Raw genomic sequence first — 16439 nt, 5'->3', positions numbered from 1 at the left:
GTAACATGGATAAAAGAAAACCAACTATTCAGAATATTGAAGTGAGTGACCATACCGCGGAGCTGTCGCTGCGAGTGGATGCTGACATCTTAGATTTCCAAGGTCATTTCAATCACTTCCCTCTTTTACCCGGCGTCACTCAAATTGATTGGGCGTTGTTCTACGCCGTTCAATATTTGAACACTCCCAAGGTATTTAAAGGAATGGAAGTCATCAAATTTCAAGAGCCGATTCTGCCAAACGCCGACGTTTGTCTCTCACTCTCTTGGGACAATGAGCGCGAGAAATTGACCTTTAAGTACACATCGAAAAACGGTGAAACCTTGGTGACTCACTCTTCAGGCAAAATGAAACTGGGTGAGTCACGTGAGTGATTACCGTCCCTGCTTTTTAATTCCTTGCTACAACCACGGCAGCACAATTGCAGACGTGGTGGCATCGTTATCCTCTTTCGCTTTGCCAGTGCTGGTCGTGGACGACGGCAGCAATGAAGACACCAAACAAGCGCTTTCTGCTTTGAGTGAACAAGGGCTGATAAAACTGATTAGTTTGAGTGAAAACCAAGGCAAAGGTGGCGCGGTGATGGCAGGCCTACATCAAGCTCACCAACTTGGTTTTACGCACACCATTCAAATCGACGCAGATGGTCAGCACGACCTAGAAGCATTGCCGAAATTGCTCAGCGCCAGCGAAACAAAACCAGATAACCTGATTTCGGGCCAACCGATATACGACGAGAGCGTACCTAAATCCCGTTTGTATGGTCGCTACGCTACGCACGTGTGGGTGTGGATAGAAACCTTGTCACTGTCTATCAAAGACAGCATGTGCGGTTTTCGCGCCTACCCAGTGGCGAAAACGGTCGCCGTGTTGAACAAGTACAGCATCGGCAAACGCATGGATTTTGATATCGAAATTCTGGTGCGAATGTACTGGGAAGGCGTCGATATTGATTTTGTTCCAACGCGCGTGATCTACCCTGAAGGTGGCATTTCCCACTTCGACGCATTGTGGGATAACGTCAAGATAAGCTGGATGCACACTCGCCTATTTTTTGGCATGTTGCCGCGCATTCCTTCGCTACTCGCCAGAAAGCACAGTCACACAGACGACAGCAATGCCCACTGGTCGAAACGAAAAGAACAAGGCACGATTTTAGGCATCAAAACCTTGCTCGCGGTTTACCGCTTGTTCGGTAGAAAAGCGTTCGACCTGATTTTAAAGCTAGTCATGCGCTACTACCACTTCACGGGTAAATCTGCCCGTGAAGCGTCTGAGGTTTACCTGAACAACTTACAGCACTACGCAGCGCAGCAGAACATCGCACTGCCAAAGCAGTTGGACAGCTATCATCATCTGCTTTCCTTTGGGCGTACCATGCTCGATAAACTGGCTGCCTGGCAAGGTGACTTTAACGTCGCTAACCTAACCATTCACGGCCAGCATCATTTCGAAGAGATGGCGCAGAAAAAACAAGGCGTGCTCATTTTAGGCTCGCACCTTGGCAATATCGAACTCTGCCGTGCGCTTGGTCGTCGACACTCTCATGTCAAAATCAATGCCTTGGTATTTACCCAACACGCTGAACAATTTAATGCGGTAATGAAGGCGGTAAACCCAAATTCGGAACTGAATCTGATTCAAGTCAGCTCAATGGGACCAGACACCGCGATTTTGCTTCAACAAAAAATCGAGCAAGGCGAATGGGTGGTGATCGTTGGCGATCGCACTTCCACCAGCAAAGAAAATCGTGTCGTTTGGGCAGATTTTCTTGGTAAACCTGCCCCATTCCCGCAAGGCCCATTCATGCTAGCCTCGGTATTAAAAGCGCCGGTCTATCTACTCTTCGGCCTACGCGACGATGAAGCGAACACTCCGCATTTTAATGTGTACTTTGAACACTTTAGTGACCAAATCACGCTACCGCGCAAGGAGCGTCAGCAGGCACTAGAACGCGTTGTTCAACAGTACGCACACAGATTAGAACACCACACACTGCAAGCGCCGTTACAGTGGTACAACTTTTTTAACTTCTGGACTTTAAGTAATCAGCCACATGACAAACAACAATAATCACAACATCACTTTTGGTGCCCAATCTTTAACCATCGAAGATGTCGTTGCCATTGCTCAAGGTGCAAAGGCAAGCATGAACACCTCGCCAGAATTTACCGCGAAAATCGATCGTGGCGTGGCGTTTCTGGAACGGTTACTGAAAGAAGAAGGCGTTATTTACGGCGTGACCACGGGTTACGGCGATTCATGTACAGTGGCGATTCCACCCGCTCTTGTGGATGAACTTCCGTTGCACCTTACGCGCTTCCATGGCTGTGGCTTAGGTCAAATCCTTTCTCATGAGCAAGCTCGTGCGGTGTTGGCAACACGTTTATGTTCATTGTCGCAGGGCGTATCTGGCGTGTCTCACGATCTGTTGACCCAAATCGTTACGCTTATCAACCACGACATTGCGCCGCGTATTCCACAAGAAGGCTCGGTGGGCGCAAGCGGCGATTTAACGCCTCTTTCTTACCTAGCGGCGACCTTGATTGGCGAGCGTGAAGTGCTTTACAAAGGCGATGTGCGACCAACACAAGAAGTGTTCGCAGAGCTGGGCATTGAGCCAATTCGCCTAAAACCAAAAGAAGGTTTGGCGTTAATGAACGGTACATCCGTGATGACGGCCCTCGCCTGTCTTGCCTACAAACGTGCAGAATACCTAGCGCAGCTTTGCACCAAGATTACCGCAATGGTCTCTGTAGGTATGCAAGGTAACGATTTCCACTTTGATGAAGCGTTGTTTGCGGTAAAACCTCACCCTGGTCAACAGCAAGTTGCAGCTTGGCTGCGTGATGATCTCAATGCTGAACGTCCGCCACGCAATAGCGACCGACTGCAAGATCGTTACTCGCTGCGTTGTGCGCCACACGTAATTGGCATGGTGCAAGACTCACTGCCTTGGCTACGTCAATTGATTGAGAATGAACTAAATAGTGCCAACGACAATCCAATTATCGATGGCGACAACGAGCGCGTTCTGCACGGCGGTCACTTCTACGGTGGTCATATCGCAATGGCGATGGATACGTTGAAAGTGAACATTGCCAACTTAGCTGACTTGCTGGACCGTCAGATGGCGCAACTGATGGATTACAAGTTCAATAACGGCCTGCCGTTTAACTTAACCGGTGCAGAAGGCGAGCGTAAACCGATCAACCACGGCTTTAAAGCGGTTCAGATTGGTATCTCAGCTTGGACGGCAGAAGCGTTGAAAAACACCATGCCAGCGAGCGTTTTTTCTCGCTCAACCGAATGTCACAACCAAGACAAAGTGAGCATGGGCACCATTGCGGCTCGTGATTGCTTACGCGTACTTGAGTTAACAGAGCAAGTTGCTGCGGCTTCACTCCTAGCAAGCGTTCAAGCGGTTGAGATTCGTCGCCGTCATAACGAATTGGACGAACACCACATGAGTCAGAGTTTGCGAGTAATTCGTGACGCCGTACTGAGCGAGTTTGAATTTGTGATTGAAGATCGCCCATTGGAACAAGATTTGCGTCATTTCATTGAACGCATTCAGCAACGTCATTGGCCACTCTACGCGGAGGTATAATGCAAGAGCAGGTTCTCTACCCATTAGAAGCGGAGGTGACAATGGTCACCTCATTCCAAGATGCTGACCCGATGGGCGTGATTTATCACGGCAACTTCTTTCGGTATTTTGAAGAAGCGCGTCGTGTGCTGATGGAGAAGATTCAATACAGCTATCGCGATATGCAAGACTCTGGGTACATGTGGCCGATCATCGATACGCGCGTTAAATACGTGAAGGCGATTCCGTTTAATCACACCATTCGTATTACCGCGCAACTCACTGAGTGGGAAAACCGCTTGCGTGTGGATTACGTGATTTACGACGCCGAAACGAATCAACGTATGTGCAAAGCGCATACAACGCAAGTCGCTGTATCCATTGAAAAGCAAGAGATGTGCTTTGTTTCTCCAGCAGTTTTTTTAGATAAAGTAGAGCAATGGCACAACCATGGGAGCCTGAACTAATGCAAAAGTGGTTACTCTCTTTTTTGTTGATATTTTCTGTTCCAGCACTGGCCACACCGACAGCAAACGTAACAGATTTGGCGTCGCTTCAACAGCAGTTGTCTCAGCATGAAATCGTGCGCGGAGATTTTACGCAGCAGCGTCATCTGGAAATGTTCAGTCAACCTCTAACCTCTAAAGGTCAGTTCACACTGAGCAAAACACATGGCTTGTTGTGGCAACAAACAGAACCTTTCGCAGTCAATTTGGTATTGACGGAAAACAAACTTCGTCAAACTTTTGCCGACCAAGCACCGAAAACGATCTCTGCACAAGAAAACCCAATGGCGTTCTACTTTAGTCATGTGTTTTTATCCGTGTTCCACGGGGATACTTCTGCACTGCAAGAACAATTCACACTCGATTTTTCAGTTGAGAACAATCAGTGGCAGCTCGTTTTAGTGCCCAAACAGTCACCATTAAATGCGGTGTTTAAAGCCATCACCCTTTCCGGTAAAACGCATATTGATCGCCTAACCCTACAAGAGCTGCGCGGCGATAAGACCGAAATCACGTTTACAAACCAGACCTCTCTACCTCAGGAACTCACGGATGCCGAAGACGCTCAATTCCGTTTCTAAACTCAGTCTTGGCACTCATACCCTTGCTCTGGTTTGGCTCAATCTCGTTGTTTTAGCGGGCGCGTTGCTACTCAAACAGTGGGTTTGGAGTGCAGAATCTCCGATTGAGACCAACATTTTAAAACTGTTGCCGAAGAACCAACAAAACCCAGTGGCTGAGCAAGCCTTTGAGTCGGTCTCGGCAAGTATGAGCGACAAAGTCATTTTCGTGATCACAGCGCCGGACAAAAATGCCCTTTTTGCAGCGGCCACTGAATTTGATAAGGGGTTACGACAAAGTAATCATTTTCGCGATGTGGTGGGAAAAATCTCACCTCAAGAGCAGCAAACTTGGGCGAGTTACTACTTTAAGCACCGTTTCCAATTGCTGACGCCTGAACAACGAGAGCGTTTAAGCAAAAATCCAGAACAGCAAGTGCAGCATGTGATTCAATCTCTGTACAACCCCTTTTCTGGAGTGACTGGGCAAGAGTTACAAAATGATCCTTTCTTGCTATTTCGTGATTATTTAAGCCAAGTTACCCAGCAATCGTCCTCTTTCCGATTGGATAACGGCTATCTGTCCGTCGAAAAAGACGGTGCTCAATACTTGCTTATTACTGCTGAGCTAAAAGACTCGCCTTATAGCCTAACTGGGCAGCTTGCCGTCCCTGACATTCAAGCGCTAGAGCAAAGCGTCGCGCAGAAATATGGCGCTAAAGTGGCACATACTGGCGTTCTATTTTACGCCGACTTTGGTACGCAAAGTGCCAAATCGGAGATCAGTACCATAGGTGTGTTCTCTCTGCTCGGTATCATTGCATTGTTCGTGTTGGTCTTTCGTAGTGTGATGCCACTGTCTCTGGCACTGCTTTCCATCACCATTGGTTTGCTCGTTGCGTTGTCCGTTACGACGTGGATTTTTGGAAAAGTCCATCTGTTCAGCTTAGTGTTTGGCGCAAGTTTAATCGGCGTGTCTATCGACTACGCATTCCACTACCTAACCGAACGCCTTGCGGCGGGAAATGAATGGGATAGCGAGCAAGGGTTAAAGCATATTTTCATAGCGATCACACTTGGCTTAATCACCAGTTTGATCGGCTATTTGGGCATGTTAGTGGCACCGTTTCCTGGTTTGCAGCAGCTTGCGCTGTTTTCATCCATTGGTCTGATTGCCGCTTACATCACCGTGGTGGCTTGGTATCCGATACTGGCTCGTAACCCATCGCGCTCCATTTCGAATTTACCGGGACAATCACTGTTGGCGAAATGGTTAACGCTTTGGAATCAACCTCGAATTAAAGTCGGATTACCGATGTTATGTGTGGTTGCGAGTGGCTTTTTCTTGCTGCAATTGAACTACGATGACGACATTCGTCTGCTGCAAACGATGCCGAAAGATCTCAAGCAGCAAGAAACCTTGATTACGACGCTCAGTGGCATGCAATCTTCGCAGCAAATGTTGGTCGTTACCGCCGACGATGACGAAAACCTAATGAAAAAACTGGAGTCTTTGACGCCAACATTAGAAGCGTGGAAAGCGGACAGCACCATCGAAAGCTACCAGAGTCTGAGCCGCTACTTGAGCTCAGTGGAACGTCAGCAACAAGACTATCAATTGATTCGCGATCTTTACGCAACACAATCCAGCCCACTTGCATCCGGACTGGGCTTAAATAAAAAGCCGAAAATGGACGCCGACTTTATCCCTGTCACGGTTGATCAGTACTTGCAAAACCCAGTATCAGCGCCTGTGCGTTTTCTCCATTTGGGTAAAATTAAAGGAAAATCGGCAACGGTAGTGGTGTTAAACCAATTGCAAGACTCCGCCGTTGTTAAGTCTTTTGCCAAATCGCAGCCTGACGTTGTCTACCTAAACAAAGCAGAAGAAATTTCCGCCCTATTTGGTGAATACCGAATCAAAATCATGGAGCTATTGGCAGCCGCCAGTACTGTGATCTTTCTGGTGTTAATCAAGCGGTACGGTCTGCAACACAGTTGGCGAGTTTTACTGCCATCATTGATTGCTTGCGCGTGCGGTCTGGCAACTGCTGTCGCGATGGGAACAACATTAAACCTGTTCAACTTGCTTGGCTTAGTACTCATTCTTGGTATCGGGATCGATTACACTCTTTTCTTTGCCGAGAAAGCGCGCAGCGTGAGCACACTATTGGCGATCACCCTTTCGGCAATAACCACTCTGCTGTCATTTGGGTTGCTGTCACTAAGCCAAACTCACGCGATTCACAGTTTCGGCATTACGGTGTTAAGTGGTATTTTTGTTGCTTGGCTGCTCTCTCCGATTGCGATTAAAACAGAGGGAACGACGTCATGATTTTTAACCATGCTTTTCGCTGCGCGACGTTAATCGTACTGAGTCTGTTTTTAAGTGCATGCAGCTTGGTACCTCACCAATCGACACCTCAAGTCGATATTGCTGAGAACACCCAAGTTAACTTACCGACTCCAGCCAGCTTGGGCTATCAGTTGACGGCCAGCCAATTGATTACGGCCTCTTGGGTAATTGACGACAAACCCACATCTGAGCAACTTCCGGTGCAACTGCAAGTGACTAGCAACGAAGTGGTACTGGCAGGCTTCTCATCTTGGGGGACGCGAGTGCTCTCGTTGTCTTACGATGGAGAACAAATCCAAACCGAAGTACTCAACGGTTTGCAAGGTACGCTACCGCAGCCAGAACAGGTATTATTTAACCTGATGATCACGCTCTGGCCGAGTTCCGCTTGGGAAGGATCGTTAAATGAGGTAAGGTGGCAAATGATTGATAAAAATAATTCTCGCGCCATCTTTGATAGCGACGGTGAAAAGATCATTGAGATTCAATACAGTTCTTCTAACAAATTAGAGGGTAAGATTGATTTTCACCACCTCAAACATCAGTTTTCAATTTCTATTCAAACACTGCAACATCAGATTAATTAAGAACAATTTAGAATAACAATATGCCTATTCGCTCTTCTCAACCTTTGTATATTCAGGCCTGTGGCTTTCACTCTGCCATGGGACAAGATGATGCGCTCATCCACCAGTGTTTATCAGGAGCGAAGCCATCCAACATGGTGGTTGACCAAGATATTTTAAATTCAGGCCGCCAAACAGTAATCGGTCGAATCGCACAGGCGTTACCGCAATTACCACCCGCACTCAGCCAGTTTGATACGAGAAACAACCGCCTCGCACTTTCGGCTTTGCAGCAAATCGAAGGCGACGTGCGTGACGCCATTGCTAAATATGGTCGTGACCGTATCGCGGTCGTGATCGGCACCAGCACATCTGGCATTTCAGATGGCGAAATCGCGTTTGGAGATAAGCTGGCAAACGGCGAGTTTCCTGCCGATTACCATTACACCAAACAAGAGCTTGGCAACTGCAGCGATTTTATTGCCGCCTACTTTGATTTGAGCGGCCCACATTACTCAGTTTCAACCGCCTGTTCTTCTAGTGGTCGTGTCTTTTTAACCGCGCAACGCCTGATTCGCTCGGGCATTGTTGATGCCGTCATTGTGGGTGGCGTGGATACCATTTGTCGCCTCACACTAAACGGCTTTAACGGTTTAGAAGCCCTATCCGATACTCTTTGTAAACCGTTTGACCAACATCGTAACGGCATCAATATCGGCGAAGCCGCAGCATTAATGTTGCTAAGCAAAACACCCGCGCCCGTTGCTCTTCTCGGAGCTGGCGATAGCTCAGACGCGCACCACATTTCCGCACCACATCCAGAAGGGTTAGGCGCAGAAGAAGCGATGAAGAAAGCGTTGGCCAATGCAGGACTAACAGCACAAGACATTGGTTACATCAACGCGCATGGCACAGCAACGCCGTTAAACGATGCGATGGAAAGCAAAGCCATTCACCGCTGCTTTGGTGACTCCGTCCCTGTGAGCTCTACAAAGCCACTTACCGGACACACATTAGGCGCTGCAAGTGCAACGGAAGCCGCGATCGCTTGGCATATTCTCAAGTACAACCTTGATTTGCCAATACAACACTGCGAAACCAAAGCAGACGATATCCATATATCGTTAGTTGAGACGCCAACCAAACTGGGTAACAAAGCGATTCTCAGCAACTCTTTTGCTTTTGGTGGCAATAATATTAGTCTTATTTTTGGTTACGCTCATGACTAAACTTCCTCCCATCGAACAACTTTTGCCACACGACAAACCAATGATTTTGGTCGATCGTGCCTTGGATGTTCAACAAGATACGATTCACTGCCAGGTTGATATCGCAGAACACAATCCGTTCTTCGACTCGGCCTCTCAAACTGTGCCAGCTTACGTTGGCATTGAGTTTATGGCGCAATCTGTCGCGGCGTGGTCTGGTTACCACGCATTAATGAAAGAACAAGCGCCACCGATTGGCTTTTTGCTTGGTAGCCGTCGATACACGTCTGAATGCGATACGTTTTCTCGCGGACAGGTGCTCGATGTGTATGCTGAAAAAGTTATGGAAGATAACGGTATGGCGGTTTTTTCAGCCCGTATTGAGCTACAAGGAACTGTTGTAGCGACTTGCCAATTGAACGTTTACGTTCCATCAGAAGAAAAATTACAAGAAATGAAAATCAGGAGTCAACAATGACCCGACAAGTCCTCGTTACAGGTGCCAGCAAAGGCATCGGTAAAGCCATTGCCGTTCAATTAGCCAAAGATGGTTTCCAAATCATCGTCCATTACATGGGCGATCAACAAGGCGCACAAAATACCCTAGACACCATCGAACAACATGGTGGTAGCTGTCGTCTTATCCAATTCGACATCAGTGATCGTGCAGATTGTCGTGAGAAGCTAGAAGCCGATATCGCCGAACACGGCGCTTACTATGGCGTCGTGAACAACGCTGGCATCACAAAAGATACCGCTTTCCCTGCGATGACCGAAGAAGAATGGGATGGTGTGATTCATACCAACTTAGACAGCTTCTACAACGTTCTTCACCCTTGTGTTATGCCAATGGTGCAAAAGCGCAAAGGCGGCCGAATTGTTACGCTTGCATCAGTCTCTGGCCTAATGGGGAATCGTGGTCAAACTAACTACAGCGCAGCGAAAGCGGGCGTAATTGGTGCAACAAAATCACTCGCGCTTGAACTGGCAAAACGCAAAATCACCGTCAACTGCGTTGCTCCAGGACTTATCGACACAGGCATGGTAGACGAACACGTGAAAGAACATGCGATGCCACAAATTCCTTTGCGCCGCATGGGAGAGCCAGAAGAAGTTGCTGGTTTAGTCAGTTACCTTATGTCTGACATCGCAGGCTATGTAACTCGCCAAGTCATTTCGGTAAACGGAGGCCTAGTATGAGCCGTCGAGTTGTTGTAACCGGAATGTCAGGCGTGACTGCGTTTGGTAACGATTGGCAATCTGTCGAACCAAAACTGCGTGACTGCCAGAACGCGACGCAATACATGCCTTCTTACGAACAGTATGATGGTTTGAACACCAAGCTCGCGGCACCAATTTTAGATTTTGAACTGCCAAAGCACTACAAGCGCAAGCAAGTACGCGGCATGGGGCGTGTTTCCAAATTGGCGACCGTCGCAACAGAAAACGCACTAAGCCAAGCAGGTTTGATTGGTAACGACGTACTCACCAATGGTCAAACGGGTATCGCATACGGCTCATCAACAGGCAGTACTGATGCAATCGGTGCATTTGGTGTCATGCTGAATGAGAAAACCACCAAAGCGATCACCGCAACGACTTACGTGCAAATGATGCCGCATACCACGGCAGTGAACGTTGGTCTATTTTTCGGTTTGAAAGGCCGAGTGATCCCAACCAGCAGTGCATGTACCTCTGGCAGCCAAGCAATCGGCTACGCCTACGAAGCGATCAAGCACGGCTACCAAACGGTCATGGTTGCTGGTGGCGCTGAAGAATTGTGCCCAACGGAATCCGCGGTCTTCGATACCCTTTTTGCCACCAGTCTGAAGAATGAAGACCCGAAAAGCACACCAAGACCTTATGACTCCGATCGCGATGGTTTGGTGATTGGTGAAGGTGCGGGAACGCTAGTTCTGGAAGAGTACGAACACGCCGTCGCTCGTGGCGCGAAAATCTATGCAGAAATCATCGGTTTTGCCAGCAACTGTGATGCCGCACACGTCACTCAACCACAGATGGAAACCATGCAAATCTGTATGGAAATGGCTTTGCAAAACGCGGGCATTCCTTCTGAGAAGATCGACTATGTATCTGCTCACGGCACTGCCACCGACCGCGGCGATATTGCGGAAAGCAACGCAACAGCGAATGCTCTGGGCAAAGTGCCAATCAGTTCACTCAAGAGCTACTTTGGCCACACACTAGGCGCCTGTGGCGCGATTGAAGCGTGGCTAGGTTTAGAAATGATGCACACAGGCTGGTTCAACCCAACGCTCAACCTAAAAAACCTCGACGAGCAATGTGGTGATTTAGACTACATCGCCGGACAAGGCCGAGAGCTGGACGTGAAATATTTGATGAGTAACAACTTCGCCTTTGGCGGCATCAACACCTCCATCATCTTTAAAAAGATGTAATGCCCTTAGTAAATGCAAAAGCGCTGGTTAACCAGCGCTTTTTTGTTGGTGGCTATCCAGATTGCTAGAAATTGCAATGGCTAGAATGCCATTCAAAAGTTGTAGATAGAGTGGCAATTACAGCCAAAAACCTAAAAACGACAAAGCCCCGACAACTCAAAGAGTTATCGAGGCTTTTGAATAAATGGCACGCCCTATTGGATTCGAACCAATGACCACATCCTTAGAAGGGACGTGCTCTATCCAGCTGAGCTAAGGGCGCGCTACAGGGACAGGATTATACGAGTTCAAACGGGTAAATCAACGGGTTTTCATAACATTCTGATCTGAATGCCTAAAAAAAGTCCATTAAAACGCTTAATGTTCAAAAACACCACAAAGCAAACGTTTGCGTATGGATGTTAATAAGAAATTCTGCGACAATGCGCCGCAGATAATCTGCCTTCTTAATTTATAAGGAAAGTCATGACTGCTCAAAATATAGACGGAACTCTCATTTCCCAAACTGTTCGATCCGAAGTGGCTGCACGTGTTAAAGCACGTGTTGAAGCTGGGCTACGTGCTCCTGGTTTAGCAGTGGTTCTAGTTGGTGAAGATCCTGCTTCTCAGGTTTATGTCGGTAGCAAACGCCGCGCATGTGAAGAAGTTGGGTTTGTTTCTAAGTCTTTTGACCTTCCTGCGTCTAGCTCAGAAGAAGAGTTACTAGCGCTGATTGATGAATTAAACAACGATGATGAAATTGACGGCATTCTAGTGCAATTACCCCTTCCTGCGGGCATAGACACAACACATGTTTTAGAGCGCATTCACCCAGAGAAGGACGTGGATGGCTTCCATCCTTACAACGTTGGTCGTCTTGCGCAGCGTATTCCAAAGCTTCGCTCTTGCACGCCAAAGGGCATCATTACCCTACTCGACCGTTACAACATTGAGCTGCGTGGTAAACATGCGGTTGTGGTTGGCGCATCAAACATTGTTGGTCGTCCAATGACACTTGAGCTGCTGCTTGCGGGCTGCACAACAACAACATGTCACCGTTTTACCAAAGACCTAGAGAGTCATGTGCGTCAAGCTGACGTTGTCGTGGTTGCGGTTGGTAAGCCTAACTTCATCCCTGGTGAATGGATTAAAAAAGGCGCAGTGGTGGTCGATGTCGGTATTAACCGTCTTGATTCAGGCAAACTAGTTGGCGACGTGGAATACGACAAAGCACGTGAAAGTGCGAGCTTTATTACTCCTGTTCCTGGTGGCGTTGGCCCAATGACCGTCGCAAGTTTAATTGAGAACACGATGCTCGCTTGCGAACAGTTCCACACAGACAAATAACGTAAAACTTCAGATACGAAAAAGGCTCCGCGAGGAGCCTTTTTGCTAATTGTTGATATCTATTTCAATTACAGACTTAAAATCACGCCCGCAATAGAAGCGCTCATTAAGTTCGCCATGACACCAGCGATAATCGCACGGAAACCATGCTTAGAAACAAATGCACGCTTTTCTGGTACCAAAGAGCCCAACCCACCAATCAGCATCGCCATGCTTGAGATATTTGCAAAGCCACACAAAGCAAACGTCACGATTGCTTGTGAGTGTTCACTAAGTTGAGACTTCACTTCTGCAAGCTGGATGAAAGCGACGAACTCATTCACCACAATCTTGTTACCAATCAGCGAGCCTGCTGTGGTTGCTTCTTGCCATGGTATACCCAACAACCAAGCGACTGGCGCAAACACAAAACCTAGGATGAGCTCAAAACTTAATGGTGTCCCAATTAGATCACCTATCCAGCCTAACATGCCGTTTAGCATTGCAATGACACTAATAAACGCCAGTAACGTACCACCGACCGATACAGCAATGCGTACACCCGCCATGGCACCATCGGCTAATGCTTCAACCACGTTAGTTGCACGTGGAATTTCAACTTGGCTAATGTCGATATCTGCTGCTTTATCCGTATCTTCTGGCATTAAAATTTTTGCCATCAACAAGCCGGCAGGTGCCGACATAAATGCAGCAGCAATAAGATAATTGAGGTCGACACCCAGTGATGCGTAACCAACCAACGTTCCGCCAGCAACTGACGCTAAACCACCTGTCATAACTGCAAAGAACTGCGAGTCAGTCATGTGTTTTAGGTAAGGCTTTACCATTAATGGTGCTTCAATGGTGCCAACAAAGATATTCGCCGTAGCAGACAAAGACTCAGCACGACCGATACCTAGCAGCTTTTGAATACCACCACCGATAAAGTTAATGATTTTTGGCATCACACCAATGTGATAAAGACCTGAGATAAGAGAGGAGAAGAAAACGATGATACCCAGAACATTGATCGCAAAGGTGAAGCCCCCTGTCGCCAAATTACCGAATAAAAACGCAATGCCCTCTTGACCATAGTTGATCAAATTCGACACAACACTGCTCACTGAATTCAGCGCATCTCGTCCTGCTGGTACATATAAAACCAACAACGCAAACAGTACCTGCAAAGCAAACGCAAACGACACCGTTCTCAGCTTTATATTTTTTCTATTTGTAGAAAGTAGCCATGCTAGGAATAGTATGGCTACGATACCAATAATTGAGTTCATAAAATGAATCCGACAGAAGGGGGATATGGAAGGCACCGGATTGTATAGCGGACTCAAAATGCTGCAAGTTGAGGATGTTAACAGTGTGAAAAGTTTAAGCGACCAATAACTAACCAATAAAATAACCACTTGAATTTATTGAAGATAAACGTTTGCTTATTTTAATTATTTCCATATGGAAAATATGTTTCTGGTTCAGGAAAAATTTTTGTGAAGTGAATCACTTTATGTGTCGTTCTACAACGTCATTGATCCTGTTACTTAGGAATAGAGATGTAAGGCGCCAAACGTTGGTCCCAATGACAAGGGTTGCCGATCTTCTGTTTGATAAAGTTAATCACCGCGGATATTTTTTTTGGCATATGCTGGCGGCTTGGGTATACCGCATAAAACGGCATCGACTGGCTGGCTTTCCAGTCAGGTAACAGCTGTATTAACTTACCCGTTCTAAACTCATCCCCCAGCAAGTAAGTGGCAAGGTAGGCAATACCCCAACCTGCAATAGCCGCATCCCGAACGGCTTCTGCCAGATCCACTGAATAGTTACCCGAAACTTTTACATTCAATTCTTGCTGATCTTTGGTAAACGCCCACCCCGTATAGTCACGCTCCCAGCTTCTGTATATGAGGCAGTTGTGAGCAGATAGGTCATCCGGTTCTGTTGGCGTGTCATGTTTCAATAAGTAATCTGGCGATGCCGCAACAACAAACTGGCAATCCGTCAAACGCTGCGCAATGTAACCTTCAGGCAAATGCTCGTTGTTGGTTACCCATAAATCGAGCCCTTCGGCCAACATATCGACCTTATAGTCAAACAGATGTACTTCCACTTGAAGTTGAGGATACAGTTCGCGTAACTCTTGAATCGCTGGAATAATGTGTAAGGTACCAAATGATTGTGACAACCCAAGACGTACCAAACCTGCTACTTCATCCCGCTGGGTTTCCATCTCTAATGTGGCGCTGCTCACCGCTTGTACCACTTGCTCACAGTGATGAAAAAAGGTTTTCCCTGCCTCAGTCGGCGTAAAGCTTCGCGTAGTGCGTTGAACAAGCTTGATACCAAGAGACGCTTCTAACTGACTCAACTGTTTACTCACATGAGACACCGACACGCCTAAGCTCTTTGCAGCAGCTGTGAAGCTTTTATGTTTAAGAAGAGCGGAGAAAATCACCATTTGTGCGGCACGTTCAGATAACACGCTTTACCTCGATTTGGTTATAGAAAAAACAAAGGGCTCCGAAGAGCCCTTGTATTGAAGACTGGATGCCGAATTGTTTGTGGCAGATCAGTATTTAATGCGGTCAGCCAAGTGGCTCACAGCAAGTGCGAAGTAGTAAGAGCGGTTCCACTTCATCAATACGTTGTAGTTATTGTAAACCAGATACGTACGACCATTCTCGTCGTCCGGCATGATCAACCATGCTTTGATGTCTTCATCCAGTTTTGGCAACGGGCTACCGTCATATTTTGTGATACCTAATTGGCTCCACTCTTGAAGGTATTTGCCTTTTTCAGCCGTGCGCCCTTCTAGGCTGCGATCAATATTTTTAGGAACCTTAACTTGGCGACCCCAAGTATATTTATCATCCCAACCAGACTTGCTCAAATAGTTAGCGGTTGATGCAAACACGTCCGCTTCAGATTGCCATATGTCTTTTTTACCATCACCGTTGCCGTCAGCAGCAAAACGAAGGAAAGAGCTTGGCATAAACTGGCATTGACCCATCGCACCAGCCCATGAGCCTTTAAAATTCTCTAGCTCAATATGGCCTTGATCGAGGATCTGAAGTGCCGACATAGTCTCTTTACGGAAAAACTCTTCACGACGGCCTTCAAATGCCATTGTGGATAGTGCATCAATCACTTTAAAGTTGCCGGTAAACTTACCAAAGTTACTTTCAACTCCCCAAAGTGCCACAATAAAGCGCGGGTGGACACCGTACTCATCGCCTATACGCTTTAGCTCGGTGTAATGCTCTTTGTAGAGTTGTCTGGCTTGCTTCACCTTCCATTCAGGCACCGCGCGAGGAATGTACTCATCCAATGTCAGTTTCTTTTCTGGTTGGTTTCGGTCGGCTTTGACTGCTCGGGGCTTGTACTCAACATTAGCAAAAGCAGCACTAATGACCTGCTCTGAGATACCTTTATCACGAGCTTCAGCACGCAGCTTATTCAAGTATTCATCAAAACCCTCGCTACTTGCAAAAGCCGAGGTACACATACCAACGCTAAGCATGGTAGCCAGTATCTTTTTCATATTGCCCTCCTTGAGCAAGGCAGAAATCCCAGATGAAAAACGATGACGTTATTCGCCTTTCTGCTGGGCTTTTTGTTCTTTGTACTTTTCTAATAGGTTCTCCGGCGGCGGTGGAACCTGAAGAAAGAAGCCATCATTTTGTAATGAAGCCTTCACTTTTTCGATATCAACTTGTGCCAATTTACGGCCATCAAGTTTAATCGTCATGACAGCGATAGGCTTACCGAACATCTGCATTAAGGTGTCAGGAACCTGTGAAAAATCATCCTTTTTCGGAATATAGAGATAAGTACCTTCTTTTTTCGAGCTTTTATAAATAGAACAAAGCATGACACGCCTTTTATGCTGATTTAGCCGCGTTGAGTGCGGATTAGGTTGT

The 16439-nt window shown here is 47.1% G+C and carries 16 protein-coding genes and 1 tRNA gene; 12 read left to right on the top strand and 5 right to left on the bottom strand.

Annotation, left to right across the window (positions count from 1 at the left end):
- The first annotated feature begins 5 nt into the window (after positions 1-5).
- Genes N646_RS15140 through N646_RS15090 form a run of 11 tightly spaced genes read left to right on the top strand, consistent with a single transcriptional unit; the run spans position 6 to position 11205 of the window.
- The gene (locus N646_RS15140; protein WP_005396010.1) at positions 6-374 is read left to right on the top strand and encodes an ApeI family dehydratase; all 369 of its coding nucleotides are present in this window, start codon (positions 6-8) and stop codon (positions 372-374) included.
- A complete protein-coding gene (locus N646_RS15135) occupies positions 367-2073 on the top strand; it encodes a glycosyltransferase family 2 protein (protein ID WP_017819933.1) in 1707 nt (568 codons plus the stop codon). Before N646_RS15140 ends, N646_RS15135 begins: the two co-directional genes overlap by 8 nt.
- Positions 2057-3610, top strand: coding sequence for an HAL/PAL/TAL family ammonia-lyase (locus tag N646_RS15130; RefSeq protein ID WP_017819934.1), 1554 nt, complete (start codon positions 2057-2059; stop codon positions 3608-3610). The genes N646_RS15135 and N646_RS15130 overlap by 17 nt, the downstream gene beginning before the upstream one ends.
- Complete coding sequence (locus N646_RS15125) at positions 3610-4056, top strand: acyl-CoA thioesterase (protein WP_005388315.1); 447 nt, start codon at positions 3610-3612, stop codon at positions 4054-4056. The genes N646_RS15130 and N646_RS15125 overlap by 1 nt, the downstream gene beginning before the upstream one ends.
- On the top strand, positions 4056-4676 hold the full coding sequence (locus N646_RS15120) for a LolA family protein (RefSeq protein ID WP_017819935.1): 621 nt from the start codon (positions 4056-4058) through the stop codon (positions 4674-4676). Before N646_RS15125 ends, N646_RS15120 begins: the two co-directional genes overlap by 1 nt.
- The gene (locus tag N646_RS15115; protein ID WP_017819936.1) at positions 4648-6990 is read left to right on the top strand and encodes an MMPL family transporter; all 2343 of its coding nucleotides are present in this window, start codon (positions 4648-4650) and stop codon (positions 6988-6990) included. The genes N646_RS15120 and N646_RS15115 overlap by 29 nt, the downstream gene beginning before the upstream one ends.
- Positions 6987-7598 (top strand): DUF3261 domain-containing protein, encoded by a 612-nt coding sequence (locus N646_RS15110; protein WP_017819937.1) that lies wholly within the window; start codon positions 6987-6989, stop codon positions 7596-7598. The genes N646_RS15115 and N646_RS15110 overlap by 4 nt, the downstream gene beginning before the upstream one ends.
- Before the next feature lie 20 nt (positions 7599-7618).
- The gene (locus N646_RS15105; RefSeq protein ID WP_017819938.1) at positions 7619-8806 is read left to right on the top strand and encodes a beta-ketoacyl-[acyl-carrier-protein] synthase family protein; all 1188 of its coding nucleotides are present in this window, start codon (positions 7619-7621) and stop codon (positions 8804-8806) included.
- Positions 8799-9263, top strand: coding sequence for a hotdog family protein (locus N646_RS15100; protein ID WP_017634799.1), 465 nt, complete (start codon positions 8799-8801; stop codon positions 9261-9263). The genes N646_RS15105 and N646_RS15100 overlap by 8 nt, the downstream gene beginning before the upstream one ends.
- Positions 9260-9985 carry a 3-oxoacyl-ACP reductase FabG gene (gene fabG, locus N646_RS15095; RefSeq protein WP_017819939.1) on the top strand — a complete coding sequence of 242 codons (726 nt, stop codon included), beginning with the start codon at positions 9260-9262 and terminating at the stop codon, positions 9983-9985. Before N646_RS15100 ends, fabG begins: the two co-directional genes overlap by 4 nt.
- Positions 9982-11205: a beta-ketoacyl-ACP synthase gene (locus N646_RS15090; RefSeq protein WP_017819940.1), complete on the top strand. Its 1224-nt coding sequence runs from the start codon at positions 9982-9984 to the stop codon at positions 11203-11205. Before fabG ends, N646_RS15090 begins: the two co-directional genes overlap by 4 nt.
- Positions 11206-11390: 185 nt before the next feature.
- On the opposite strand, the gene N646_RS15085 is transcribed toward N646_RS15090, so the two are convergent.
- Positions 11391-11467, bottom strand: a tRNA-Arg gene (locus N646_RS15085).
- 203 nt (positions 11468-11670) lie between these two features.
- Here N646_RS15085 and folD point away from each other — a divergent pair.
- On the top strand, positions 11671-12531 hold the full coding sequence (gene folD / locus N646_RS15080) for a bifunctional methylenetetrahydrofolate dehydrogenase/methenyltetrahydrofolate cyclohydrolase FolD (protein WP_005382297.1): 861 nt from the start codon (positions 11671-11673) through the stop codon (positions 12529-12531).
- A gap of 68 nt (positions 12532-12599) precedes the next feature.
- Here the strand turns inward: folD and N646_RS15075 are convergent, their stop codons facing one another.
- From N646_RS15075 to N646_RS15060, 4 genes are all read right to left on the bottom strand, one after another.
- Positions 12600-13799 (bottom strand): NupC/NupG family nucleoside CNT transporter, encoded by a 1200-nt coding sequence (locus N646_RS15075; RefSeq protein ID WP_005382298.1) that lies wholly within the window; start codon positions 13797-13799, stop codon positions 12600-12602.
- A gap of 257 nt (positions 13800-14056) precedes the next feature.
- Positions 14057-15001 (bottom strand): LysR family transcriptional regulator, encoded by a 945-nt coding sequence (locus tag N646_RS15070; protein WP_017634801.1) that lies wholly within the window; start codon positions 14999-15001, stop codon positions 14057-14059.
- Between the two features lie 87 nt (positions 15002-15088).
- Positions 15089-16060, bottom strand: coding sequence for a lytic murein transglycosylase (locus N646_RS15065; protein ID WP_005388330.1), 972 nt, complete (start codon positions 16058-16060; stop codon positions 15089-15091).
- A gap of 48 nt (positions 16061-16108) precedes the next feature.
- Positions 16109-16390: a YcgL domain-containing protein gene (locus N646_RS15060; protein ID WP_005382303.1), complete on the bottom strand. Its 282-nt coding sequence runs from the start codon at positions 16388-16390 to the stop codon at positions 16109-16111.
- Positions 16391-16439 lie beyond the last annotated feature (49 nt).

Source organism: Vibrio alginolyticus NBRC 15630 = ATCC 17749 (assembly GCF_000354175.2).
Taxonomy (GTDB): Bacteria; Pseudomonadota; Gammaproteobacteria; order Enterobacterales; family Vibrionaceae; genus Vibrio; species Vibrio alginolyticus.
This window is presented reverse-complemented; position numbering and strand designations above follow the sequence as displayed.

Bases quoted from the DNA above. Each gene is read 5' to 3' on its own strand.
- N646_RS15140 (WP_005396010.1), top strand. From the start codon at position 6: ATGGATAAAAGAAAACCAACTATTCAGAATATTGAAGTGAGTGACCAT.
- N646_RS15130 (WP_017819934.1), top strand. From the start codon at position 2,057: ATGACAAACAACAATAATCACAACATCACTTTTGGTGCCCAATCTTTA.
- N646_RS15125 (WP_005388315.1), top strand. From the start codon at position 3,610: ATGCAAGAGCAGGTTCTCTACCCATTAGAAGCGGAGGTGACAATGGTC.
- N646_RS15120 (WP_017819935.1), top strand. From the start codon at position 4,056: ATGCAAAAGTGGTTACTCTCTTTTTTGTTGATATTTTCTGTTCCAGCA.
- N646_RS15115 (WP_017819936.1), top strand. From the start codon at position 4,648: ATGCCGAAGACGCTCAATTCCGTTTCTAAACTCAGTCTTGGCACTCAT.
- N646_RS15110 (WP_017819937.1), top strand. From the start codon at position 6,987: ATGATTTTTAACCATGCTTTTCGCTGCGCGACGTTAATCGTACTGAGT.
- N646_RS15105 (WP_017819938.1), top strand. From the start codon at position 7,619: ATGCCTATTCGCTCTTCTCAACCTTTGTATATTCAGGCCTGTGGCTTT.
- N646_RS15100 (WP_017634799.1), top strand. From the start codon at position 8,799: ATGACTAAACTTCCTCCCATCGAACAACTTTTGCCACACGACAAACCA.
- fabG (WP_017819939.1), top strand. From the start codon at position 9,260: ATGACCCGACAAGTCCTCGTTACAGGTGCCAGCAAAGGCATCGGTAAA.
- N646_RS15090 (WP_017819940.1), top strand. From the start codon at position 9,982: ATGAGCCGTCGAGTTGTTGTAACCGGAATGTCAGGCGTGACTGCGTTT.
- folD (WP_005382297.1), top strand. From the start codon at position 11,671: ATGACTGCTCAAAATATAGACGGAACTCTCATTTCCCAAACTGTTCGA.
- N646_RS15075 (WP_005382298.1), bottom strand. From the start codon at position 13,799: ATGAACTCAATTATTGGTATCGTAGCCATACTATTCCTAGCATGGCTA.
- N646_RS15065 (WP_005388330.1), bottom strand. From the start codon at position 16,060: ATGAAAAAGATACTGGCTACCATGCTTAGCGTTGGTATGTGTACCTCG.
- N646_RS15060 (WP_005382303.1), bottom strand. From the start codon at position 16,390: ATGCTTTGTTCTATTTATAAAAGCTCGAAAAAAGAAGGTACTTATCTC.